This is a genomic window from Colwellia sp. MB3u-45 (assembly GCF_014077005.1).
GTDB lineage: Bacteria > Pseudomonadota > Gammaproteobacteria > Enterobacterales > Alteromonadaceae > Cognaticolwellia.
In genome coordinates this window covers 286,325-309,835 of record NZ_JACGVC010000044.1, presented here as the reverse complement: position 1 = coordinate 309,835, position 23,511 = coordinate 286,325, and the positions used below count along the sequence as shown (strand labels likewise).

The window sequence follows — 23,511 nt, the reverse complement described above, 5'->3', positions numbered from 1 at the left end:
ATCGTTTAGTTATAGAACAATTAACCGGATAATTTTTTCAGTGCTTATACTATCTGATGTTATACCAGTGTCATTAAATTATTACCCATTTGTGCGGGTTAACCAATAAAACTTAAACCCTAGAAGCAAAAAACCAGCCTATTGGCTGGTTTTTATTTAACGCTTTATTAGCTCAAATGATAGCTTGAGTTAGTATTGTGTCGTCGGTGCTTGCACTTGTTTGCGTACAATCTCTGCGCCAACTTTCAGCGATTCAACGTAACTTAAATAAGCCGCTTGTGCCAATTGCTGAGTTAACTGCTGCGACAAGTTCGGTGAGTTAACGGCTGTACCTTCGTTAACTGCTTGCACTTCAAGTAATGCTAAATTGCCATTACTAAGATTGACTGTCGTTGCAGATACCGCGTTTTCACTTGGACGAGGTAATTTGAAGGCTTCACGTGCCAAGCTTGCATCTAAGCCGCTACCCACACGTGCAACTGCGGCTTTAACTTCCATAGTAGCGCCAATTTCAGCTAATTGCTCAGTGATATCGCTTCCAGATTTGAATGCAACCAGCAATTCATCCGCAACAGTTTGAGCTTTTTCAGACGCTTTTTTCGCAAGTAAAATATTTTCAATTTGTGCGCTAACTTCAGCAAGAGGTTTAACACTGGCTGCTTGGTATTCATTTAAACGCATTACAATGGCTAAGCTATCGCTAACGTCAACAATGTCAGAGTTTAGTTGTTCATTCACCACGATATCAGAAAAAGCCACTTCAACAACATTGCTGACATCAAAAGGTGTGCTATTAACACCACGCGTTAACCAGTCAGATGTTTTTATAGTGGCATTAATTGCACCTGCGGCATCATATAAACTGTCAGGAAACTCGAAACTTAAACGCGCTACTTCCTGTTGAAGCTCAAAGAACTTGTCTTGCGCTTTTTCATTTTTAACTTTTGAGACAATATTGTCACGTACTTCAGCTAAGCTTTGCACTTTCTCAGCCTTATAATCAGTTAATTTGATGATATGAAAACCAAAGTCAGTTTTAACCACATCACTAACACTACCTATACCAGACAAAGCAAAGACTGCATCATCAAATGCGGTGTCCATTACGCCAGCATCAATCCAATCTAGATCGCCGCCATTTTCGCCACTAAAAGTATCGGCTGAATGCTCTTTTGCTAATTCAGCAAAGTCTTCACCGGCATTTATTTTAGTAAGTAAGGCTTCTGTTTTGACTTTAGCTTTCGCTTCGTCATCACCAAATTCAATGAGAATGTGGGCAACGCGACGTTGTTCTTCGTCGCGGTATTGACTAATATTGTTCTTATAATAATCATCAACATCGGCATCGGTTAATGTCACTGTGTTGGCGATAGTGTCAACATCAAGTGTGATGTAGTTAACTTTTACTTGCTCTTGGTTTTCAAAACGCGATTTGTTGGCAAGATAATAGTCATTAACTTCTTCATCGCTTAACTCGATACTCGCTTTAAATTGTTCCGCATTAATCGTAGCAAAACGAATGTCACGCTGTTGATTTTGTAAAGCAGTAAACATATTTTCTTGGTACGGTAAGCTAAATTCGCTTGCTACCAATGCTTGAGTTAATTGACGACGGGTCATTTCAGTGCGCAGATAGTCACGAAAATCAGCTGATTGATAAAAACCCGCTTGATTAATCATCGCTAAGTAACGATTGTTGTCAAAAACACCGTCAATTTGAAATTCTGCCATATTTTGAATGGTACTTTTAATTCGCTGATCTGCTACACGAATGGCAAGCGCCTCTGAGTTTTGATCGATAAGTTTTTGGTTAATTAAATTATCAACCACACCGTTACGAAAATTACTCATGTAACTAGGATCAGCTGATAATGTTTCAAACATTTCACCAAACTGCTGCGCCATACGGTTACGTTGTGCTTGATAAGCTTTATTAAACTCATCTTGTGATATTTTATCACCATTAACATCAGCCACTGAAGTGTCAACTGAGTTGCTGTAACTACCAATGCCGGCAACAGCGAAGGTTAAAATAATAAAACCAAGAATAATCTTAGCCGTTAATCCTTGAGAGCTTTCTCGAATATTTTCTAACATCTTTATCTCTTTACACGAGGGTATTGTACTTTTCGGGCGATTTTAACTGCGACATTACTTTACCGCTATTATACGTTGTAATTATTGAGTAGCTGGTTAATTTATCAAAGTGTCAATTCACTTTAACAGCAAACTAATCAGGCTATTTCACTAACTTACACGCTTTAAAATCGCAATATGAACGGGCATGTTAGCCCAATAATAATAAAAATGAAACCCTTTTACTCTAGCGATGAAATAACGGTTAAATAACCATCATCCAAGCATAAAAAACACTAATATCATCAAGTTTAGCTTTAGATGTTTTTTTATGGCTTTAATGAATTTAATGGATTTACGGCTTATTGAGAATATCATCCAAGTTAGCTTGCTCTTGTGTTGATAAATCATGTTCATTTACCTTAACTTGACTACGTTTTCGTAAAACAAATATCACACCGATAATAAAACCGAAAAGAATAATCAATGGACCAAACCATAGAATATAAGTTTTTTCTTTCAATGGCGGTCGATATAAAACAAAATCGCCATATCGATAGACCATAAAGTCAATAACTTCTTGATCACTCATACCTTCTTGCAGCAGGTTATAGAGGTTATTTCTTAAATCTACAGCAATTTTAGAGTTCGAATCGGCTAAATTTTGATTTTGACACTTAGGACACCGTAACTCTTTGGATAATACTTGAAAGCGTAATTGGGTTGCTTCATCTTTAAATTCAAAAGTGTCTACTGGGCTAGCATTTACGCTAGTTACCCAAACAACACTCAGCAGCATGCTGCTAATAAACAAGCGAATAACATGCTGTAATGTTAGGCTTTTACTGTCTATTCTGTTTTGCATTAGGACGCTCCTGCTGCCATTTCTGCTTCAAGAGTTTCAATTAACGGCAGAAACTCTTTTTGCCATACCTGATCGTTAATCGGACCTGCAAAACGCTTACGAATGATACCTGTGTGATCAATAACAAAAGTTTCAGGCGCACCAAATACACCAATATCTAGACCAAGTGCACCCTGTTCATCAAAAATTGAGAATACATAAGGGTCTTGATATTGTTTTAACCAATTTAAAGCGGCCTTGTGATCGTCAGTAAAATTAAGGCCATAGAGCTTAATACGCGGATCACGAGCAATATTAAGCAAATATGGATGCTCATATTTGCATTGTATACACCAAGTCGCCCAAACATTAAGTAACACGATATCGCCTTGTAGATCATCTCGACCTACCCGTTGTTCAATCGATTTTAATGTTGGCAATTCAAAGTTTGGCAATGGCTTGCCTATCATGGCTGATGGCATCGACTGCGGATTAAGAAATAAACCTCGATATAATAATACCGCCAATAAAAAAAATAGAATTAATGGGATAAAACGAATAATACTTTTCACTAATTATGCCTCTTGTAAAACAGCGGGTTTAGCTTGGGTAAGCTTTTGTTCTGTGACCAACACACGCTTACGATAGCGTTTACTTAATATCGCTAAGAAACCACCTATTGCCATACAAAAACCACCTAACCATATCCAGATAATAAAAGGTTTATAATATAAGCGCATTGACCAGGAGTTTTGCTCTAGCGGATCACCTAAAGCGACGTAAATATCACGCCATAAGTTGGTATGAATGGCGGCCTCGGTCATCCCGGAACGTTGTACTTTATAAGTACGTAGCTCAGGCTTTAATAAGGTAACAAATTCACCATCCAGTGAGACCTTAAGTTGCCCTTGAATTGCACTATAATTTGGTCCTAAAACATCTTTAGTACCGGCAAACTCTATCATGTAACCTGATAAATTAGCACTTTCCCCTGGCGCCATCTTTATGTTCATTTCTTTTTCATAGGTCGACACCATAGTCACACCAATAACCGTAATTGCAATGCCGGCATGGGCAAGCGCCATACCAATATGATTAAGTGGCACGGCTGAAAATTTCAATCTACCGTCGGCCTGCTTAGCATTGATAAATACATCTTTTAAAACAGCTAAGACAATCCAACAACCTAGAGTCATGCCAATGAATGCGCTTAGGCTAAATTCACCCGCATAGATAAACGGCCAAGCAGCACCAAAGAAGACACTAAAAATTGAAGTTTTATTTAAATGTTTAGCTAGTTCACCTTTACGCGCTTTTTTCCAGCGAGTGAGCGGCCCAACACCCATAAATAGAAATAGAGCGATCATCATAGGAACAAACACAGCATTAAAATAGGGTGCACCTACTGATATTTTTCCCAAGCCCATAGCATCGATGATTAGCGGGTAAAGTGTGCCTAATAAAATAGTCACTGTCGCCGTGACCAATATTGACATGGCAATTAAAATAGCGTTTTCACGTGAATAAAACGTAAAGCGGCTTGGGCTGCTAACATTTGCAGCTCTAAAGGCATAAAGCGTTAACGAGCCGCCAACGGCTATCGCTAATAATACCAGTAAGTAAATGCCGCGCTCTGGATCTACTGCAAATGAATGTACTGAAGTAATAACACCTGAGCGGACTAAAAAGGCTCCTAATAAAACCAAAGAAAAAGTAAAAATAGCCAGTAATAATGTCCAATGCTTAAAAGTGTTACGTTGTTCTGTTACTGCTAACGCATGAATCAGCGCAGTACCAGCAAGCCACGGCAAAAATGAAGCATTTTCAACAGGATCCCAAAACCACCAACCGCCCCAGCCAAGTTCATAATATGCCCACCAACTACCTAACGCGATGCCTACCGATAAAAATGACCAAGCGGCAACTGTCCATGGGCGAGACCAACGTGCCCATGCGGCATCCATTTTTCCAGCCATAAGCGCGGCAATAGCAAAAGCAAAAGCAACTGAAAAGCCAACATACCCCATATATAACATTGGTGGGTGAATGATTAAGCCAATATCTTGTAATAATGGATTTAAATCAAGACCTTCAAGCGGAAAGTTTGGTAATAAACGCTCAAACGGGTTAGAGGTTAATAGCGTAAATAAAATAAAGCCAACCGCAATCATGCCCATTACCGCTAAAACACGCGCGACAAACTCTTTTTCTAATTGCTTACTAAAAACACTCACCGCGAAGGTCCAACACGTTAAGGCAAAAACCCAAAGTAGCATAGAGCCTTCGTGTCCGCCCCAGATCGCACTGATTTTGAAATAATAAGGTAATAAACTATTAGAGTGACCGGCAATATATTTGACTGAAAAGTCATCTACCGTAAAGCTATAGCCTAATAAAAAAATACTGATTGCTACAAAGAAGAAAAGACCAAAACTCAATGGTTTGGCACTATTGATTAATTGATGATTGTTCTGCGCTACGCCAATCAGCGGCACTACGCTTAAACATAATGCAAACGCTAACCCGATAATGAGTGCGAAGTGCCCGAGCTCTGGGATCATGATAATTCCTGTAAATTAATGTTAAAACATTATTGGGACTAAGTTTAGCTGATTTTAACTAGTCAAGACTAGCGCCAAATCAGATCTTCTCAGCTTAAATATCACCCTAAATGTTACCAGAGGTAAGTTTTACAGTGATACTTAAGCCATTACCTTTATGGTACTTGTACTGATATTTTCATTGTTATTAAACTTTTTTCCATCGCATCAACATTAAGTGCTTCTGCTTTAAAGTCACCCGACTTAATACCCACACTACCTTGCATAGACACTACGGCGTAAATATGAACTTTATCCACACTACTTAAGCGCATTTGTGGCGTCATTGCTTGTGAATCATCTAAAACTATACTGAGCGGCAAGTCACTGGCTTTAATTTTTACCGCAGCTAAAGGCATTCTAGGCCCCTCTGTAGCAATGGCATATATATATACGGTTTTATCTTCACCGTTGATCAATTGTTCTTGAACATTCGCCGCTAAAGATACCTCAATAGTAAGGTGTGGCAAGTTTGCCTCAAGTTCAGCACTACCGGCTCCAGAAGCTGTATTTTTATTGCTCAAGCGCAATTGGTTTTTAGCTTCTTCTACAGCGCCCGCTAGCGCTTGTGTACTTATCCCTGGCCGGTCGCTATTTAAAACCACTTCCCAGTACTGCACTGCTTTAGCAAACTTTCGCTTGGTGAAACTGTCCATACCTAAAAGGATATTGGTTGATGCGTCTAATGGGTTTAACACTAATGCCTTATCAATCACAGCTTGAATGTCTGAGCTCAATTGCTGATTATTTTTATAATACATCGCTTGAGCTTTTGGCCCTAATAACTCGGCATGCTCGCCAACTTGCTTCATTACGCCGTCAAACGCCTCAATCGCATTGTCAAACTCACCGGCAGAAATATAGGCTTGACCTAAGCTGAACAAAGCTTGTGAATTACTCGGGTCGTCTTTTACCTCGCGCTGAAGTTTCTGTAAACGACGAACTAGCATTTGTTCTGGGGCTAATTCACTCTGTGCGTTATTTTCATTACTCAGGACAGATGAACTCAATTGTGCATACGAACCAAGGTTCATGTAGGTATATAAGCTAAAGCTAACGACAGCCAATGCTATGCCTAGTGGCCATAACCATGATGTCTGTTGTTTTTCAACCCTTGACGATTTACTTAATGTAGCATCTTGCAAAAGTGTTTTATCTAACTCTGCTTTTAATTGTAGGTAACTGTCTTGCCCAATACTGCCCTCAGCCAAATCGTTTTCGAGAAGTGATAAGTGCTCATGGTAAAGTGTGACATTGGTTTCTTGACGAATATTTAGATTTTCTGCACCAATAGTATTTTTAGATGAAGAAAAAATACGCCAGACAATAATTAATGCAATCACTATTAATGATAAAACTGCCAGCCAGAATGTAGTCATATTATTTAATTTATACCTATGTTGATCAAATTATTTAAACTGCTGAGTATTAGCCCTGTAAGAGGTTTTAATTAAAGTTATTTAAAGCAATAAGTAACGTTTAACACCCTTGTTTATAAGTGGCATAGCGTAACAATTTTATCTGGTTTTTTCTAGCGATACCGTCGCAAAAAAGCCACATATTCATCGTAATAATAGTGATAAATTAGTCGCGGTAAACGTGTCGTTGCTATAACCGCCTAATGGCTCAACTTTATTTTTCTAATATGCCAAATAACATTGCCCATTAACCCTAAGTGCAGAGCTACCAATGCTATGTTTAATTGCAGTTAAACCTAGCCTAAATTGATTAGTAGCATAAATTAACTAGTACCATAAAAAGCACACAGAATTTTAAGAAGAGGTTAAAGGGGTAATTAAACCAGTTTTATTACCTTTGGCTGCTTTATGCGGGATATTGATGAAGAGTAACCTAGCTGTGGTTTACTTTAACCAGCAAAAGTGACCATAACTTAATGAAACTGGTATTAAGCTTTATAGTTTACTGAAGGAAGTGATGTTATTACGATTAGTCTTTTCAATGATAACTAATGCGCTAGAAACAATTAAGCCGCTTATAAAAGCGGCTTAATGTTCAATCTTTAGCAAAGCTATTAATTAAGCGTTGCAAGCATCTTTAAGTGCTTTACCAGCTTTAAAAGATGGGATTTTTGCTGCTGCGATTTCGATAGTCGCGCCAGTTTGTGGGTTACGACCTGTACGTGCAGCACGGTCACGTACTGAGAAAGTACCAAAACCAACTAGTGCAACTTGCTCGCCACCCTTTAATTCTTCTGTAACTGCTTCGATAAATGAATCTAATGCACGACCAGCCGCAGCTTTAGAAATGTCAGCACCCGCAGCAATTTTCTCGATAAGTTGAGATTTGTTCACAGTGTATTCCCCTTCAATTGTTATTATTCAGCGCTATCTTCTGTTTAGCGTCCTGCAGAAACTTTATCCTAAGCTTCTTTTTGAACATAAAGCGCCGAGTTAAAGAAAACTAAAAATATTGATAATAATTTTTATCTCTACTAGGCCCCTTATAAATGGGGGCTCTAGCGTTGTTAGCGTCATTAACTTACCATAGTTTCAGCGTTTGAAAAGCGTTAATTACGTTTTTATCAATTTTTTTGCTATTTTTTTAAGTTTTTTAACAAAAACAGCTATTTTCTAACCACTTCCTTGTCTAACTGCCATTTATCAACAGGATGTTCTAAAGCAATGTTTAACACTTCATCTATCCATTTCACTGGGTAAATGGCTAGATCAGCTTTGACATTGTCAGGTATTTCTATCAAATCGCGCTCATTATCTTTAGGTATAATAACCGTTTTGATACCACCACGATGCGCGGCAAGTAATTTCTCTTTTAAGCCACCAATTGCCAGTACTTCACCACGTAAAGTAATTTCGCCAGTCATTGCCACGTCAGCTCTGACTGGATTACCGGTTAAACTTGATACTAATGCCGTACACATACCGACACCAGCACTTGGGCCGTCTTTCGGTGTTGCACCTTCAGGTACATGCACATGAATATCGCGTTTTTCATGAAAGTCACTATTAATCCGTAGCTTTTCTGTACGACTTCGCACTACCATCATTGCCGCTTGTATCGACTCTTGCATTACGTCACCAAGCGAACCCGTATAGCTCAACTTACCTTTGCCTGGCACAGAAGCAGTTTCAATGGTCAGTAGCTCACCGCCGACTTGAGTCCAAGCAAGACCAGTGACTAAACCAACACGATTTTCATCGTCTGCTTTACCATAATCAAAGCGTTGCACACCAAGAAATTCTGATAAATTCGCTTGATTTATCGTTACCTTTTTGACGTTTTTATCCAATAAAATCGATTTAACCGCTTTACGACATAACTTAGAAATATCACGTTCTAAGCCACGCACACCAGCCTCACGAGTGTAATAACGAATAATACCGACAATGGCGCTGTCTTCTATTTCAATTTCTTTACTTTTTAAACCGTTGCGTTCTATTTGCTTATCAAGCAAGTGATTTTTCGCAATGTTAAGCTTTTCATCTTCGGTATAACCCGACAGATGGATAACTTCCATACGATCTAGTAAGGGGCCAGGAATATTCATACTATTTGACGTAGCAACAAACATCACATCAGATAAGTCATAATCAACTTCCAAATAGTGATCATTAAAGCTACTATTTTGCTCTGGATCTAGCACTTCTAATAATGCCGAGGCAGGATCGCCACGCATGTCAGAAGCCATTTTATCTATTTCATCTAACAAAAATAACGGATTTTTCACGCCAACTTTAGCTATTTTTTGAATTAGCTTGCCCGGTAATGAGCCAATATAGGTTCGTCTATGTCCACGTATTTCAGCTTCGTCTCGTACACCACCTAGCGCCATACGGACATATTTACGACCGGTCGATTTAGCAATAGATTGTCCTAACGAGGTTTTACCTACACCTGGAGGCCCAACTAAACACAAAATAGGCCCTTTTAAATGACTAACACGTTGTTGAACGGCCAAGTACTCTACTATGCGCTCTTTAACTTTATCGAGTCCGTAATGGTCTTTATCTAACACTTCTTGTGCTAATTTAAGATCACGCTTTAATTTACTGCGCTTTTTCCATGGCACACTAATCATCCATTCGATATAGCTGCGCACAACCGTGGCTTCAGCTGACATGGGTGACATCATTTTTAATTTTTTTAATTCTGTTAAGGTTTTTTCTTTTGCTTCTTTAGGCATTTGCGCTGCTTCGATCTGCTTTTCTATTTGATCAGCTTCGTTCGTACCCTCTTCGTCATCACCTAATTCTTTTTGAATTGCTTTCATCTGCTCATTCAAATAATATTCGCGCTGACTTTTTTCCATTTGTTTTTTAACACGCGTGCGAATTTTCTTCTCAACTTGCAATAAATCGATTTCACCTTCCATTAACGCCATTAAAAACTCAAGACGTTCTGAAACATGGGTAATTTCTAGTACCTTTTGTTTGTCGACTAATTTAAGCGGCATATGAGCTGCCATAGTGTCAGCTAACTGCTCGGCATCATCAATACCTGAAACCGACGTTAAGACTTCCGGTGGTATTTTTTTATTTAATTTTACATAACCTTCAAACTGAGAAATAGCCGAGCGAATTAACACTTCAGTACTATCGTCAGGAACACCTTCAACACTTAAAAATGTAGCATTGGCGGTAAAGTATTCATCAGTTTCAACAAACTCAGTAATTTGAGCTCGACGCACACCTTCAACCAGTACTTTAACGGTACCATCAGGTAATTTAAGCATTTGCAAAATAGTGGCAATAGTACCAGTTTGATACAAATCGCTCTGTGCGGGGTCGTCTACTGCAGCATCTTTTTGTGCAACAAGGAATATTTGCTTATCATTTTCGTTGGCAATATCAAGACAACGGATAGATTTCTCGCGACCAACAAATAATGGGATAACCATTTGTGGATAGACAACGACATCACGTAAGGCTAATACGGGAATTTCAACTACGCCAGATAACTCTTTAGTCATTGGTTACTCTCTCGGTGAATAGTATGATGTGATTTTTAAGGATATGTATTTGTATATGGGGTGTTTGTAAATACTTTCAACAGATGAATAAAAAAAAGTGACGTTAACCAAACTGGCTAACATCACTTTTTAGACTTAAATTAGCGAAATAATTATTCTGATGACGCTTTATCTTGCTGCGTTTCATAAATAATAATAGGTTTAGACTCGCCTCTAATCACCGTTTCATCAACAACAACTTTCACAGCATTTTCCATCGATGGTAATTCATACATAGTTTCGAGTAGAACCCCTTCGACAATGGAACGTAAGCCACGAGCACCGGTTTTACGCACCATAGCTTTATGGGCAATAGCGGTTAAAGCATCGGCTCTGAATTCAAGTTCAACATTTTCCATATCAAAAAGCGCAGAGAATTGCTTAGTTAAAGCATTTTTAGGCTCTTGTAAGATTTGAATAAGTGCCTGTTCATCAAGCTCTGTCAAGGTTGCAACGACAGGTAGACGGCCAATAAATTCAGGGATCAGGCCATATTTAACTAGATCTTGAGGCTCAACTTCTTGAAAAAGCTGTGTTAAGGTTTTTTCGTCGTCTTTGCCACGAACTGTCGCGCCAAAACCAATACCTGTGCCGGTTTGACAACGTTGTTCAACAACTTTATCAAGGCCTGCAAACGCACCACCACAGATAAATAGAATCTTTGAGGTGTCAACCTGCAAAAACTCTTGTTGTGGATGCTTACGACCACCTTGCGGCGGTACAGAGGCAATAGTACCTTCAATGAGTTTCAATAACGCTTGCTGCACACCTTCGCCCGAAACATCACGGGTGATTGATGGATTGTCTGATTTACGTGAAATCTTATCAATTTCATCGATATAAACAATACCACGCTGTGCTTTTTCAACGTCATAATCACATTTTTGCAGTAGCTTCTGAATGATGTTTTCAACATCTTCGCCCACATAACCCGCTTCGGTTAGTGTGGTGGCATCAGCCATGGTAAATGGTACATCTAATAAGCGCGCTAATGTTTGCGCTAGTAATGTTTTGCCACTACCCGTAGGGCCAATTAACAATATATTACTTTTGCTTAGCTCTACACCATTATGTGAGTCACCATTGCGCAAGCGCTTGTAATGGTTATAAACCGCAACAGCAAGCACTTTTTTAGCGTGTTCTTGCCCGATAACGTAGTCATCTAAGCTTTCACGAATTTCGATTGGCGTTGGTAAGCTTTCTTTATCTTGCTTAGGCGCAATTTCTTTAATTTCTTCGCGGATAATGTCATTGCATAACTCAACACATTCATCACAAACAAAGACTGAAGGGCCTGCAATTAACTTACGCACTTCATGCTGACTTTTACCACAAAATGAGCAATACAGTAACTTACCGTCATCACCGTCACCTGTTTTCATATCGGTCATACGGTACCTCTAATATTTTAAAAATTTTACAAACAAATACTGTTCAGTATTTCATAAATCGCGAGAATAACAACGCGCATCACAAAATAGAAGGTTATTTATCCATTCTTTGTTCTAGTATGGCATCAACTAAACCATATTCAACCGCGCTTTCAGCACTTAAGAAATTATCACGGTCTGTATCGTCAGATATTTTATCTAAGCTTTGGCCGGTGTGCTCTGCCATTAAACGATTAAGCTTGTCTTTGATATACAAAATTTCTTTTGCATGAATTTGAATATCAGAAGCTTGACCTTGAAAACCACCAAGAGGTTGATGAATCATGACACGAGCATTAGGTAAACAATAACGTTTGCCCTTTTCTCCGCCAGATAGCAAAAATGCGCCCATGCTAGCCGCTTGACCAATACAAACTGTGCTAATATTTGGCTTAATAAACTTCATGGTATCGTAAATAGCCATGCCTGCAGTCACAGAGCCCCCTGGAGAATTTATATATAAATAAATATCTTTATCTGGGCTTTCTGACTCTAAAAATAGCAATTGGGCAACGATCAAATTAGCCATATGGTCTTCAACTTGACCACAAAGGAAGATTACGCGCTCTTTTAACAGTCTTGAGTAAATATCGTAAGAGCGCTCACCTTTGGCAGTTTGCTCAACAACCATAGGTACTAAGGCACTTTCGGTCATACTCGTTAAATCGTGAGAATTATTTTGAGAAGTAAACAACTAACTTTCCTTTTATAAAAAAAATGGCTCATATGTCCCCATACAAGCCATTTAAGCGATTGCTCAGCAGAATGTCAATCTAAAAGGTCTATTTACCTTCAGGATTCATGATATCTTTAAAGCTGGCTTTTTTGTCTGTTACATTTGCACTGGCAAGTAACAATTCTACAGCTTGTTCTTCTAATGCAACATTTTGCATTTGTTGAGCAAGTTCTTTGTTAGTTTTGTAGTACTCAATAACTTCAGATGGATCTTCATAAGCTGAAGCTGCTGACTCAATTAAGTCAGTTACTTTAGCTTCGTCAACTTTTAATTCGTTAACTTTGATCACTTCACCTAAAAGCAAACCCGTTTTAACGCGGCGTTTCGCTTGTTCTTCAAACATTTCAGCTGGAAGCTCTGGTAAGTTATTAGGGTCCATTTGATCGGCAAAACGTTTCATAGCTTGCTTGCGCAATACGTCAACTTCTTGCGCAATAAGTGCCGCTGGAATATCTAATTCGCTAACTTCAAGTAGGCCTTCAATCACTTGCTCTTTAACTTTAGCTTTAACAGCTTGGTTAAGTTCGCGCGCCATGTTTTTGCCAACTTCTTCACGAAGTGCAGCAACACCACCAGTTTCTACGCCGAATAGTTTTGCAAACTCATCATCTATTTCTGGTAAAACGGCTGATTCAGTTGTATGCACAACAATATCAAACTCAGCAGTTTTACCTTTAAGCTTCTCAGCATGGTAATCGTCTGGGAAAGATACTGTGATAGTTTTTTCTTCGCCAGCTTTCATACCTATGATGTCTGTTTCGAAACCAGGGATCATACGACCTGAACCTAATTCAAGTTCAAAACCTTCAGCTTTACCACCTTCAAATTCTTCACCGTCAACGCGGCCATTGAAATCGATAGTTAGCTTATCGCCTGTCTTCGTTTTACGCTTGTTTTCTTTCCACGTTTTATGCTGATTTTGTAATGTTTCAAACATTTCATCAAGGTCAGCTTCGGTAACGTCGACTGCAGGACGTTCTACCGCTATCTTATCTAAATCTTTTAAAACAACATCAGGGTAGATCTCAAATGTTGCTTCAAATTCTAATGGTTGACCATCTTCGTTGCTTTTGGCAACGAATGATGGACGACCGGCTGGGTTTAATTTTTCAGCAACAATCGCATCAACAAAGTTGCGTTGCATAAATTCACCAGCAACTTCTTGACGAACAGATTGACCATAGCGTTTTTGAATAACCGATGGTGGTACTTTGCCTGGACGAAAACCATTGATACGTTGGGTCTTACCGATGTGGCGAAGACGATTTTTAACTTCAACATCTACTGTTTCGGCAGGAACAGAAATCGTTAAACGACGTTCCAAACCTTGTGTAGTCTCAACTGAAACTTGCATTTAATTACCTCAAAAAACTTAGCGTTTGTACGCTTTCTATAACGCATCTAAATATAGTCAACAAAACTTTATAATAAAGTTATGTATGCAGCCTGCCAGTATTACTAGCAGAGCCCGGAAAATCCGAATAAAGATGTTCAGATTAAAATAATGACGCGAAATTATAGCGGTGCTTTAAACAAGAGTCGAGCATAGAACGCAAATAAATTAAAAATTTAATGCTATTGAAGTAATAATAGAAAGTAAAATTGCTATTTAGGGAGATTTAACTAAGGAATTTTAATAAAGTTGTTGGTAATGCAAGATTTGAACTTGCGACTGAACTTAGTGGAACCTAAATCAGTATTTAATTTTTTAAGCTACATACGGTAGTTAAATAAATCACATAAAATAAAAATTGGCCGGTGATGTAAGATTCGAACTTGTGACTGAACTTAGTAACACCCAAACCAGCACTTGATGTGTTAAACTACGTAAAGAAATTAAATCAAGTAAAGTCATCAAAAATAAGAAGTGGTCGGTGATGCAAGATTCGAACTTGCGACCCCTTGGACCCAAACCAAGTGCGCTACCAAGCTGCGCTAATCACCGATATACTTTTTACTAAACCATACAAAAAATGGGGTGGCTAAAGGGACTTGAACCCTCGACAACCGGAATCACAATCCGGGGCTCTACCAACTGAGCTATAGCCACCACTGTATGGCGCGCCCTGTAGGATTTGAACCTACGACCCACGCCTTAGAAGGGCGTTGCTCTATCCAGCTGAGCTAAGGGCGCACATTGCCTACAGATGCTAAACAAGCTTCATTAGGTATAAAACTTATCTTTTTTTATTTTAAAATAAAAACATTGAAAATAAAAAAATGGTCGGTGATGCAAGATTCGAACTTGCGACCCCTTGGACCCAAACCAAGTGCGCTACCAAGCTGCGCTAATCACCGACGTATGTTAAAAGAGCTTGCTCTCTCAACGGATGCGGATATTACCTAGTTGCCCGTTGTCCGTCAAACACTTTTTTTAAATAAATGTTCGTTCGCTCACTTTTACAGCATCTTGATTAAAATACCACTGATATTGGCTAATAAAATAAAAATATCACCATTATTTATCAATAAATAATTATTTCGACACGCTATGCATTTATTTTCTACAAATAGCTTTTCTATTATGCGAAAATAACCACGTTTTTTAGCCTTTTGTGAAGAATTATGACTGCAGCTCTTATTGACGGTAAGTTGATCGCCCAACAACTACGCCTTTCTGTTAAAGATAAAGTACAACAACGCATAAAAAATGGTCTGCGTGTTCCCGGATTAGCCGTGATTTTGGTCGGTTCAGATCCCGCCTCTCAAGTTTATGTTGGTAGTAAAAGAAAAGCCTGTGAAGAAGTTGGCTTTGTATCACGTTCTTATGACTTGCCTTTAACAACATCTCAAGAGCAACTGTTCAACTTAATTGATGAGTTAAATAACGATAATGCAATAGACGGCATTCTTGTTCAACTGCCCTTACCTGCAGGCTTAGATGCCAATTTAATTATTGAGCATATTAATCCATTAAAAGATGTTGATGGCTTTCATCCAAACAATGTGGGTAAATTAGCCTTACGCCAGCCTGGACTTCGTCCTTGTACGCCAAAAGGTATTATAAAATTAATCGCCTCAACTGGCGTAGAACCTCACGGCTTAGAGGCTGTTGTGGTCGGTGCATCAAACATTGTTGGTCGCCCTATGACACTAGAGCTATTACTCGCCGGTTGTACGGTTACCACCACCCATAGATTTACCAAAGACCTAGAAACAAAAGTAAGAAATGCTGATTTATTAGTGGTAGCTGTTGGTAAACCTGAATTTATTCCTGGTGAATGGATAAAAGCAGGCGCTATTGTTATTGATGTGGGTATTAACCGTTTAGAGAACGGCAAGCTAGTGGGTGATGTTGGCTTTACTAAAGCAAAAGAAAATGCGGGTTATATCACGCCAGTACCAGGCGGTGTGGGTCCAATGACGGTTGCTAGCTTAATAGAAAACACCCTTATTGCGTGTGAAGAGTTTCATAGTAAATAGTCTGGTTATTTGTCAATGTAAGCGCTGGTGCATTAATGCGCTGATGACACTGCCTGCATGGACGCAGGTATTAAGTGTTTGTCTAGAAAAAAACTGCCAGTACATCATGTACATAAAAGCCTGCTATTGCAGGCTTTTATCTTTATAATACGCTTGTGCTAAGGTAACTCTAGCCTTTACGCCAGGTTGTACCGCCCGCACTATCTTCTAGAATAATATTCAATGCCGCTAGCTTATCGCGTGCGTCATCCGCCATTGCCCAATTTTTATTGGCACGGGCGTCATTACGTTGTTTAATCAAAGCTTCAATTTCTGCCACTTCATCGCTATCGCCATTCCCACCTTGTAAAAAATCTTCCGGTGAATTTTGCGCAACGCCTAATACTGCACCTAATGAAACTAAAATAAAGGCCAGTTTAGAGGCGGCTTCAATATCTGTTGCTTTGATGCGATTGATTTCTTTCGCTAATTCAAATAAAACTGGCATAGCTTCAGGACAATTGAAGTCATCATTCATCGCTTTTTCAAAACGTTGAACATATGCGTTGCCTTTTAACTCGACCTTAATGGGCGTGACGTCACGCAACGCCGTATAAATACGCTCTAAACTTGCACGCGCCTGCGTTAAGTTATCCTGTGAATAATTTAACTGGCTACGGTAATGACTCGAGGTTAAAAAGAAACGCACACTTTCTGCATCATAGGCATCAAGCACGCTGCGCAAAGTAAAAAAGTTATTTAAAGATTTTGACATCTTTTCTTTGTTTATTTGCACCATACCGCCATGCATCCAGTAATTAACGTACGGTGTATCGTGAGCACAACAAGATTGAGCTATTTCATTTTCATGGTGTGGAAATTGTAAATCTGAGCCGCCACCATGAATATCAAAATGTTCACCTAAATGCTTTAGATTCATCGCGGAACATTCAATATGCCAACCCGGACGACCTTTACCCCAAGGTGACTCCCAACTTGGCTCATCGGGTTTAGCCATTTTCCACAGCACAAAATCTAATGGGCTACGCTTTGCTTCATCAATATCAACACGAGAACCCGCTTGCAGCATATCTAAATTTTGTAAACTCAATTTTCCATAATCTTTATAGGTACTGACTTCAAACATCACATCACCATTACTGGCAACATAAGCATTTTTTCGCGCTATTAGGCGTTCAACCAAAGCAATGATCTCAACCATATGACCCGTAACCGTTGGGGCAATATCTGGGCGCATAATATTAAGATCATCAAAGTCTTGATACATTTGCTCGGTCATACGTAAGGTTAAGGCTTCACAGCTTTCACCGTTTTCATTAGCACGTTTGATAATTTTATCGTCAACGTCAGTAATATTACGCACATGCGTTAAGTCGTAGTCTAAATACTTTAAGTAACGGGCAATAATATCAAAGGCAACGTAGGTTCTGGCGTGACCGATATGACATCGGTCATAAATAGTAATACCGCAAACATATAAACCTACCTTGTTGGAAGTGATCGGCTTAAAAACTTCTTTTTTCCTGCTTAAGGTATTATAAATCTGCAACATAATGGCGCTTTTTCCTATCTAATATCAATACGTGATTAAATTCACTTATCCCCACAACGGGAATTATCGCAATTGTACCCCAAGTATGGGTATGAATCATTAACTTGGCTCATTTGCAGAGAAATTTTCTGATAAATTTACGATGAATTTTGCCAAGAAATGTTTCTTTTATTGAGTTACAATTTAGCCAGTTAAATTTCCTTTAGATTTATGAGTAAAAAAATGATCACATTTAAAACAAGCTTAGGCGACATTAAAATTGAATTAGATTTTGATAACGCACCTGTTACCGCTAAAAACTTCCAACAATACGCTGAAGACGGCTTTTATAATGGCACAGTTTTTCACCGTGTTATTAAAGGTTTCATGGCGCAAGGCGGTGGTTTCGCATCAGGTATGGACGAAAAAGACAGCCGTGAATCAATTCAAAACGAAGCAAATAATGGTTTAAGCAATACCCGTGGTACTTTAGCTATGGCGCGTACCCAAGACCCACATTCAGCATCAGCACAATTTTTTATTAACTTAGCTGATAACGACTTCCTTAACTTTAAAAGTAAAGATGTGCAAGGCTGGGGTTACTGTGTATTTGCTAAAGTGGTTGAAGGTATGGACATAGTTGACAAAATGACTTTAGTTGATACCGGTCGTTCTGGCTATCATGACGACGTGCCAAAAGAAGAAATACTAATTGAAGAAACTATCGTAGCGTAATACTTAAATACGCACGTTAACGCCATGAGCGATATTTCTCACTTGAGCAATAAATCAGCTTTAACTTATTTTATTGCTGATTTACATCTTGCGCAAAACAGGCCCGATATAACGGCCTGTTTTTTAGCGTTTTTAAAAAACGAAGCACCTAAAGCACAAGTATTATATATTTTAGGCGATTTATTCGAATACTGGATTGGCGACGATGACGATAGCCTTTTTATTCTAGACATATCTCAAGCGATAAAAGCACTATCAGCACTTGGTTGTAAAATTTATTTTATTCATGGTAATCGTGATTTTTTATTAGGTAAACGTTTTGCTAAGCAATCCGGTATGCAACTATTACCCGAGGTCACCTTAATAGACTTATATGGTAAGCCTGTGATTATTATGCACGGTGATACCCTTTGTACTCGTGATGTTAGCTATCAGGCTTTTCGTAAAAAATCACGTAGTTGGTGGTGGCAAGCGATGATAAAAAGCTTACCTTTATTTGTTCGACGAAAAATTGCTAATAATTATCGTGACCAAAGTGCGACAGCCACAGCGATGAAATCACAAGACATTATGGATGTTACGCCCAGCGAAGTTGTTCAGTGTTTAGAGCAATACCAAAGTCAGATTTTGATCCACGGCCATACGCACAGACCTGCGGTACATGAAATAAAAGCCAACAAAAAAGCAGCAAAGCGTATTGTACTGGGTGATTGGTACGAGCAAGGTGCTTGGCTTAAAGTCACGCCTGATAGCATGGAATTAATGGACAGCCCATTTGAGCTAAATAAGTCATAAGCGCTTTTTCTGAGCACATTTTATCAGCCTACTAGTGGTGATTTAAGTAAAAAATCACCCTGTCTAACTCTACTTATTACCCTAAATATCGTCACGCTTTCACTATCGATGCCCATGGAGGTATTAATGCCGTGGCATCATATTTTTACATGAATGTAAGTTATTAGCCTAATGCGGCACAATGACCTCAATGGCTAAGAGCTAGCGGCCCTGTGATCTTGGCATACCATTCATCTTGAATATAAAAAAGTGCCTGAATTTTCACTCAGGCACTTTCATTCAAGCACTTTTATTCAGGCACTTCATTAATAAAGCTAATAACTACCTAGGGTTGATCACGACTTAGGCATTTGGCTACTTACCCAGTCATTCACTCTTCGCTCTAATATCGCTAATGGCATAGCACCGCCACCAAGCACGGTATCGTGGAAGCCTCGAATGTCAAAACGATCGCCGAGTGTTTGTTGGGCATTTTCACGTAAGGCTAATATTTTCAGCATGCCAATTTTATAGGCGGTTGCTTGACCTGGTAGCACTAAATATCGACGCACTTCAGAAACAATAGCTTCTTCAGCAATAGGTGTTTTTTCTTTAAAGTAAGCAATAGCTTGCGCTTCAGTCCAGCCTTTTGCATGTAAACCGGTATCAACCACCAAACGGACGGCACGCCACATTTCATTCACCAGTCGACCAAAATCAGAAAAGTCATCTTGATACGCGCCCATCTCTTTCGCTAGCAATTCAGCATATAAACCCCAACCTTCGCTATAGGCAGTAAAGTTAGCTTGTCGACGAAACTGTGGCACTGATGTTAGCTCTTGTGCGATGGAAATTTGCATATGATGGCCCGGATTACCTTCATGGTAAGCCACACCTTCCATTTCATTTTTTGGCATGGCTGACATATCAGATAAATGCGCATAATAAACCCCTGAACGACTACCGTCTGGCGTACCTGGGTTATAATGTTGAGCGGCGCCATCTTGTTCTCTAAAGGCTTCTACGCGCTTAACCACTAAATCAGCCTTTGGCAACAGGCCAAAGTATTGTGGTAGTTGTTCATTAATAAAACCTAAATAAGCTTCAGTATCACTAATATAACCTTGTCGCCCTTCGTCAGTATTCGGATAAAAAAATTGTTCATCGGTTTTGATAAAATTAAAAAACGCGGGTAAGTCGCCTTCAAAACCAACACGGTCTTTAATCGCGATCATCTCATCGGTGATACGCGCGACTTCTTTAACACCAATGTCATAAATTTCATCAGCAGATAATTCAGTGGTTGTTGAAGCGCCAATCATATAATTATAAAATGCTTGACCATTTTTTTGTGATGAAACGCCTGTTGGGTTACTCACTGTGTTGACTATATCACTTTCAAACCAGGCAATTAACGCTTGGTAACTTGGTAAAAAGGCTTCAAGCAGTTGCTTTTTCGCGTCTGACTCTAAAGTTTTTGCTTGTGCTGCCGTAATTTTTTTAGCGTCAACTAGCGTTTTAATTTTTTTCTGAGCATCTAGCCAAAGTGGCGAATCACTTGCGCTTTTTGCATTTGAAAATGGACGACCCGTAATCAAATTACCTGCCTGTTCAATAACACCTTCGTAAGCAAATTTTGGTGGCCGTGTACCTAACGCAGCATTTTCTTTTGCTCGCAGCAATAATTGACTAATTGCCGTACTAATACCGCCAATACGTTTGATATATGCCTGCATATCGCTTAACTCATCAACACGATGAAAGTTAATTAAAAACTGCGCGGCAAAGGCTTGAATGCCATTGAATTGAGTAAAGATATAATTGTTATTGTTAAACTTTTGACCGGCTTTAGCTTGTTCATACTGATAAAGCCAAATATCGTATGATATTTTAGCCTCGGCGGTTAATTTGTTGTAATCAAAATTAGCACTTAACTCAGCAACCGTTGCCGCTTGCCATGCCAATTGCTTTTGCTCAAAAGCTTCAGTCATATCATTGATTTGATCGTACTGCTCTTTTCGCCCTAAAAACGTCAACATGATTGGGTTGCTTTGCAGCTGCTCTTCATATTTAACCGCAAACCATTCATTTAATCGTTGCGACTCGCTAAGTTTATTTTGTTCAACCGGTTGAATTACCGACACTTCGGTCGGTGCTTGAATGGACTTTTGTGTTGAACTATTAGGTTGGCAGGCAGACAAACAGGCCACAGCTCCAACTAATGCAATTATAGTGCGCATCAATTATTTTCCTTATTATTGTATTTTATATAAATATCATATTCATAGGCAGCGCATTAAAACGCCTGTTAGCAGTCTAGCGAGTTATGGTGAGAATTAAAAATTTTATCCGACATTATTGATCATTGGGTAGGTATAAACCCTACAACCGAAAATATATAATAGGGTAATAGGGTTTTAATTATTCACTGTAATAGATGGGATTTTTCGCTAACGATTGCCTTTAGTCATTATTGAGCAAGTTAAACAGCTAAGGTGGTTTTCGCCACTAAAATGATGGTGCACCGCTATGAAATTTAAAATCATTATCTGGGCTGATGATTAATTGGCTTTCTACCTCAGCAAAGTAAGCAATACGACTATCAACTTTGTCACTTTGTTCTGGGCCTGAAATTTCTTTTGCCAGTGTTAGGTAGTCTTGATAATGTCGTGCTTCAGAACGAAGTAAAGAGATATAAAAGTCGCCCAAGCGCTTATCAACCAATGGCGCCAACATAGCAAAACGTTCACAAGATCTTGCTTCAATATAAGCTCCAACAATTAATTTGTCGATAAGTGCATCAGGTTCGAAGGTTTTAACGTGCTTTAACATGCCTTTAGCATAGCGACATGGGGTAATACTACGATATTCAACACCGTATTCAGCCATAATTTCTAAGACCTGATAAAAGTGATGCAGCTCTTCTTTTATTAACAAGACCATTTTATCAATCAAACTTTGCCCATAAGGAGAATTTGCTTTTGGGATCACTGACTTTGTCAGTTTATTTTTAGTTGCTAATGAACGCCAATCACCTTCTCGCTTGTATATCAGGGTTTCAAAAGGTTGTAACCAAGCTAATAATGCATCCCCACTGGCTTTATCAACCACATATTTTCGGATAAAAAACATCGCAGATTGTGCGGCTTTAAGCTCGCATATCAGGTGATCAATTAACAGAATCGATAAGTTTTCTTTTTTCGCCGCTTCATCAAGCCATGCTTGTGGTGTTTCACATTTTAAGAATGACTTGATTGGGGCTAAAAGTTTTTCTGTGGTCACAGGTAAGGTATCTCGCTATAGGCTTAGAAATCATGACTATTTCATCATGAATTTATGAGTGGGAATATTGGTAAATCATGGAGTGAATTTTCTCTCTGTAACAAACCATACAAGGGCTAACTCGCCGCCATTAAGATATGTTATGTGCATACTTCTAGCGTAGAGTAGGTGTTTAACGTGACTAAAATATATTGACTAGGCTTGTTTCAACAACTCTGCTTGCGCGTTATTTAGTGTTAACTTTCATTTAGTAGTTTCATACCAATAAAGCCGTTTAGCTATTTTGCTGCGCTATAAAATCTAAAGAGTGTTTATTAAACACATCTGGGCTCTCAACATTACAGACATGGCCGCATTGATGAATGGTATGTAATAAACTATTTTTGTGTCGCTTAACCATCTCTTTTACCGGCTCTAGAAACATATGGTCTTCTTTACCCATAATATAAAGAATAGGTATGTCGATTTCCTTCTCTTTGAAGTAGCGCATTAAAGGGTTAACATCCATGGCTAATTTGAACCAACGAATAAATTCTTTCTGGCACAAACGCTTAGCTTCGCGAACAAATAAATGACGAGATTCTTTATGGCGTTTTTTCGGCATCATAATAAAAGCAAATAAACGGTACAACCACATATAGGGTAAGCAATGTTTAAAGGTATTGCCCAAATAAACTAAAATATTACTGCGCACGTTAAAACGTGTAATAGCACCACCTAAAACCATACTTGATACGTACGTTGGTGCAATTTCAGCTATGTTACGAATGATAATAGTGCCTAACGAAATGCCAACAAAATGTGCACAAGCAATATTATTATGATCTAAGACATCAATAATATCTTCAGAGACTTTATTAAAAGAATAATGACTGCCGACAAAGCTTTTGACTAACTGATTTGATTTTCCATGGCCTCGAAGGTCCAACAAGAGCACATTATGCTGTTGTTGGAACGCTCTGATCTGACGAAACCATACCGCAGAACTACCACCAGCTCCATGGACAAAAACCACCCATTCTTTACTTGTTTTATGTGGATAAATAGTATGAAAAAGAATTGGTTTTATCATTACTGCAAGTGACCTGTTATA

The 23,511-nt window shown here is 38.8% G+C and carries 17 protein-coding genes and 4 tRNA genes; 3 read left to right on the top strand and 18 right to left on the bottom strand.

Translation table 11 applies throughout. The features are described 5' to 3' along the window. Positions 1-189: 189 nt before the first annotated feature. The 14 genes from H4J41_RS06650 to H4J41_RS06585 form a co-directional block, all read right to left on the bottom strand. On the bottom strand, positions 190-2,097 hold the full coding sequence (locus H4J41_RS06650; RefSeq protein ID WP_182136987.1) for a SurA N-terminal domain-containing protein: 1,908 nt from the start codon (positions 2,095-2,097) through the stop codon (positions 190-192). A gap of 334 nt (positions 2,098-2,431) precedes the next feature. Beyond that, the gene (locus tag H4J41_RS06645) at positions 2,432-2,941 is read right to left on the bottom strand and encodes a cytochrome c-type biogenesis protein (RefSeq protein ID WP_220460917.1); all 510 of its coding nucleotides are present in this window, start codon (positions 2,939-2,941) and stop codon (positions 2,432-2,434) included. Further along, the gene (locus H4J41_RS06640; RefSeq protein WP_182136988.1) at positions 2,941-3,492 is read right to left on the bottom strand and encodes a DsbE family thiol:disulfide interchange protein; all 552 of its coding nucleotides are present in this window, start codon (positions 3,490-3,492) and stop codon (positions 2,941-2,943) included. The genes H4J41_RS06645 and H4J41_RS06640 overlap by 1 nt, the downstream gene beginning before the upstream one ends. 3 nt (positions 3,493-3,495) lie before the next feature. Then, entirely contained in the window at positions 3,496-5,481 is a 1,986-nt protein-coding gene (locus H4J41_RS06635) for a heme lyase CcmF/NrfE family subunit (protein ID WP_182136989.1), read from the bottom strand. Positions 5,482-5,636: 155 nt separating this feature from the next. Continuing rightward, complete coding sequence (gene ccmI, locus H4J41_RS06630) at positions 5,637-6,899, bottom strand: c-type cytochrome biogenesis protein CcmI (protein ID WP_182136990.1); 1,263 nt, start codon at positions 6,897-6,899, stop codon at positions 5,637-5,639. A 657-nt stretch (positions 6,900-7,556) separates the two neighbouring features. Next, on the bottom strand, positions 7,557-7,832 hold the full coding sequence (hupB, locus tag H4J41_RS06625) for a nucleoid-associated protein HU-beta (RefSeq protein WP_146880417.1): 276 nt from the start codon (positions 7,830-7,832) through the stop codon (positions 7,557-7,559). Positions 7,833-8,104: 272 nt separating this feature from the next. After that, positions 8,105-10,468, bottom strand: coding sequence for an endopeptidase La (lon, locus tag H4J41_RS06620; protein WP_182136991.1), 2,364 nt, complete (start codon positions 10,466-10,468; stop codon positions 8,105-8,107). A gap of 152 nt (positions 10,469-10,620) precedes the next feature. Next, a complete protein-coding gene (gene clpX, locus H4J41_RS06615) occupies positions 10,621-11,898 on the bottom strand; it encodes an ATP-dependent protease ATP-binding subunit ClpX (RefSeq protein ID WP_182136992.1) in 1,278 nt (425 codons plus the stop codon). 94 nt (positions 11,899-11,992) lie between these two features. Then, entirely contained in the window at positions 11,993-12,592 is a 600-nt protein-coding gene (gene clpP / locus H4J41_RS06610) for an ATP-dependent Clp endopeptidase proteolytic subunit ClpP (RefSeq protein WP_182137037.1), read from the bottom strand. A gap of 127 nt (positions 12,593-12,719) precedes the next feature. Beyond that, complete coding sequence (gene tig, locus H4J41_RS06605; RefSeq protein WP_182136993.1) at positions 12,720-14,027, bottom strand: trigger factor; 1,308 nt, start codon at positions 14,025-14,027, stop codon at positions 12,720-12,722. A gap of 514 nt (positions 14,028-14,541) precedes the next feature. Next, positions 14,542-14,618, bottom strand: a tRNA-Pro gene (locus H4J41_RS06600). A 29-nt stretch (positions 14,619-14,647) separates the two neighbouring features. Next, a tRNA-His gene (locus tag H4J41_RS06595) sits at positions 14,648-14,723 on the bottom strand. A gap of 7 nt (positions 14,724-14,730) precedes the next feature. Then, positions 14,731-14,807: transfer RNA gene (locus tag H4J41_RS06590), tRNA-Arg, on the bottom strand. An 87-nt stretch (positions 14,808-14,894) separates the two neighbouring features. Next, positions 14,895-14,971: transfer RNA gene (locus tag H4J41_RS06585), tRNA-Pro, on the bottom strand. A gap of 267 nt (positions 14,972-15,238) precedes the next feature. On the opposite strand from H4J41_RS06585, the gene folD reads away from it, so the two are divergent. After that, the gene (gene folD, locus H4J41_RS06580; RefSeq protein WP_182136994.1) at positions 15,239-16,096 is read left to right on the top strand and encodes a bifunctional methylenetetrahydrofolate dehydrogenase/methenyltetrahydrofolate cyclohydrolase FolD; all 858 of its coding nucleotides are present in this window, start codon (positions 15,239-15,241) and stop codon (positions 16,094-16,096) included. Between the two features lie 169 nt (positions 16,097-16,265). Here folD and cysS read toward each other — a convergent pair whose 3' ends face one another. Beyond that, positions 16,266-17,648 carry a cysteine--tRNA ligase gene (gene cysS / locus H4J41_RS06575; protein WP_182136995.1) on the bottom strand — a complete coding sequence of 461 codons (1,383 nt, stop codon included), beginning with the start codon at positions 17,646-17,648 and terminating at the stop codon, positions 16,266-16,268. 222 nt (positions 17,649-17,870) lie between these two features. Here cysS and H4J41_RS06570 point away from each other — a divergent pair, with 222 nt between their 5' ends. Next, complete coding sequence (locus H4J41_RS06570) at positions 17,871-18,362, top strand: peptidylprolyl isomerase (RefSeq protein WP_182136996.1); 492 nt, start codon at positions 17,871-17,873, stop codon at positions 18,360-18,362. 24 nt (positions 18,363-18,386) lie between these two features. After that, the gene (locus H4J41_RS06565; RefSeq protein ID WP_182136997.1) at positions 18,387-19,157 is read left to right on the top strand and encodes a UDP-2,3-diacylglucosamine diphosphatase; all 771 of its coding nucleotides are present in this window, start codon (positions 18,387-18,389) and stop codon (positions 19,155-19,157) included. A 335-nt stretch (positions 19,158-19,492) separates the two neighbouring features. Here the strand turns inward: H4J41_RS06565 and H4J41_RS06560 are convergent, their stop codons facing one another. The 3 genes from H4J41_RS06560 to H4J41_RS06550 form a co-directional block, all read right to left on the bottom strand. Beyond that, entirely contained in the window at positions 19,493-21,376 is a 1,884-nt protein-coding gene (locus H4J41_RS06560; protein WP_182136998.1) for a DUF885 family protein, read from the bottom strand. 268 nt (positions 21,377-21,644) lie between these two features. After that, the gene (locus H4J41_RS06555) at positions 21,645-22,418 is read right to left on the bottom strand and encodes a tRNA isopentenyl-2-thiomethyl-A-37 hydroxylase MiaE (protein ID WP_182136999.1); all 774 of its coding nucleotides are present in this window, start codon (positions 22,416-22,418) and stop codon (positions 21,645-21,647) included. 274 nt (positions 22,419-22,692) lie between these two features. Beyond that, a complete protein-coding gene (locus tag H4J41_RS06550) occupies positions 22,693-23,490 on the bottom strand; it encodes an alpha/beta fold hydrolase (protein WP_182137000.1) in 798 nt (265 codons plus the stop codon). Positions 23,491-23,511: the final 21 nt, after the last annotated feature.

Coding starts and splice junctions, on each gene's coding strand:
- folD (WP_182136994.1), top strand. CDS start 15,239: ATGACTGCAGCTCTTATTGACGGTAAGTTGATCGCCCAACAACTACGC.
- tig (WP_182136993.1), bottom strand. CDS start 14,027: ATGCAAGTTTCAGTTGAGACTACACAAGGTTTGGAACGTCGTTTAACG.
- H4J41_RS06650 (WP_182136987.1), bottom strand. CDS start 2,097: ATGTTAGAAAATATTCGAGAAAGCTCTCAAGGATTAACGGCTAAGATT.
- cysS (WP_182136995.1), bottom strand. CDS start 17,648: ATGTTGCAGATTTATAATACCTTAAGCAGGAAAAAAGAAGTTTTTAAG.
- H4J41_RS06635 (WP_182136989.1), bottom strand. CDS start 5,481: ATGATCCCAGAGCTCGGGCACTTCGCACTCATTATCGGGTTAGCGTTT.
- H4J41_RS06560 (WP_182136998.1), bottom strand. CDS start 21,376: ATGCGCACTATAATTGCATTAGTTGGAGCTGTGGCCTGTTTGTCTGCC.
- H4J41_RS06645 (WP_220460917.1), bottom strand. CDS start 2,941: ATGCAAAACAGAATAGACAGTAAAAGCCTAACATTACAGCATGTTATT.
- H4J41_RS06570 (WP_182136996.1), top strand. CDS start 17,871: ATGATCACATTTAAAACAAGCTTAGGCGACATTAAAATTGAATTAGAT.
- H4J41_RS06550 (WP_182137000.1), bottom strand. CDS start 23,490: ATGATAAAACCAATTCTTTTTCATACTATTTATCCACATAAAACAAGT.
- clpX (WP_182136992.1), bottom strand. CDS start 11,898: ATGACCGATATGAAAACAGGTGACGGTGATGACGGTAAGTTACTGTAT.
- ccmI (WP_182136990.1), bottom strand. CDS start 6,899: ATGACTACATTCTGGCTGGCAGTTTTATCATTAATAGTGATTGCATTA.
- lon (WP_182136991.1), bottom strand. CDS start 10,468: ATGACTAAAGAGTTATCTGGCGTAGTTGAAATTCCCGTATTAGCCTTA.
- clpP (WP_182137037.1), bottom strand. CDS start 12,592: ATGACCGAAAGTGCCTTAGTACCTATGGTTGTTGAGCAAACTGCCAAA.
- H4J41_RS06565 (WP_182136997.1), top strand. CDS start 18,387: ATGAGCGATATTTCTCACTTGAGCAATAAATCAGCTTTAACTTATTTT.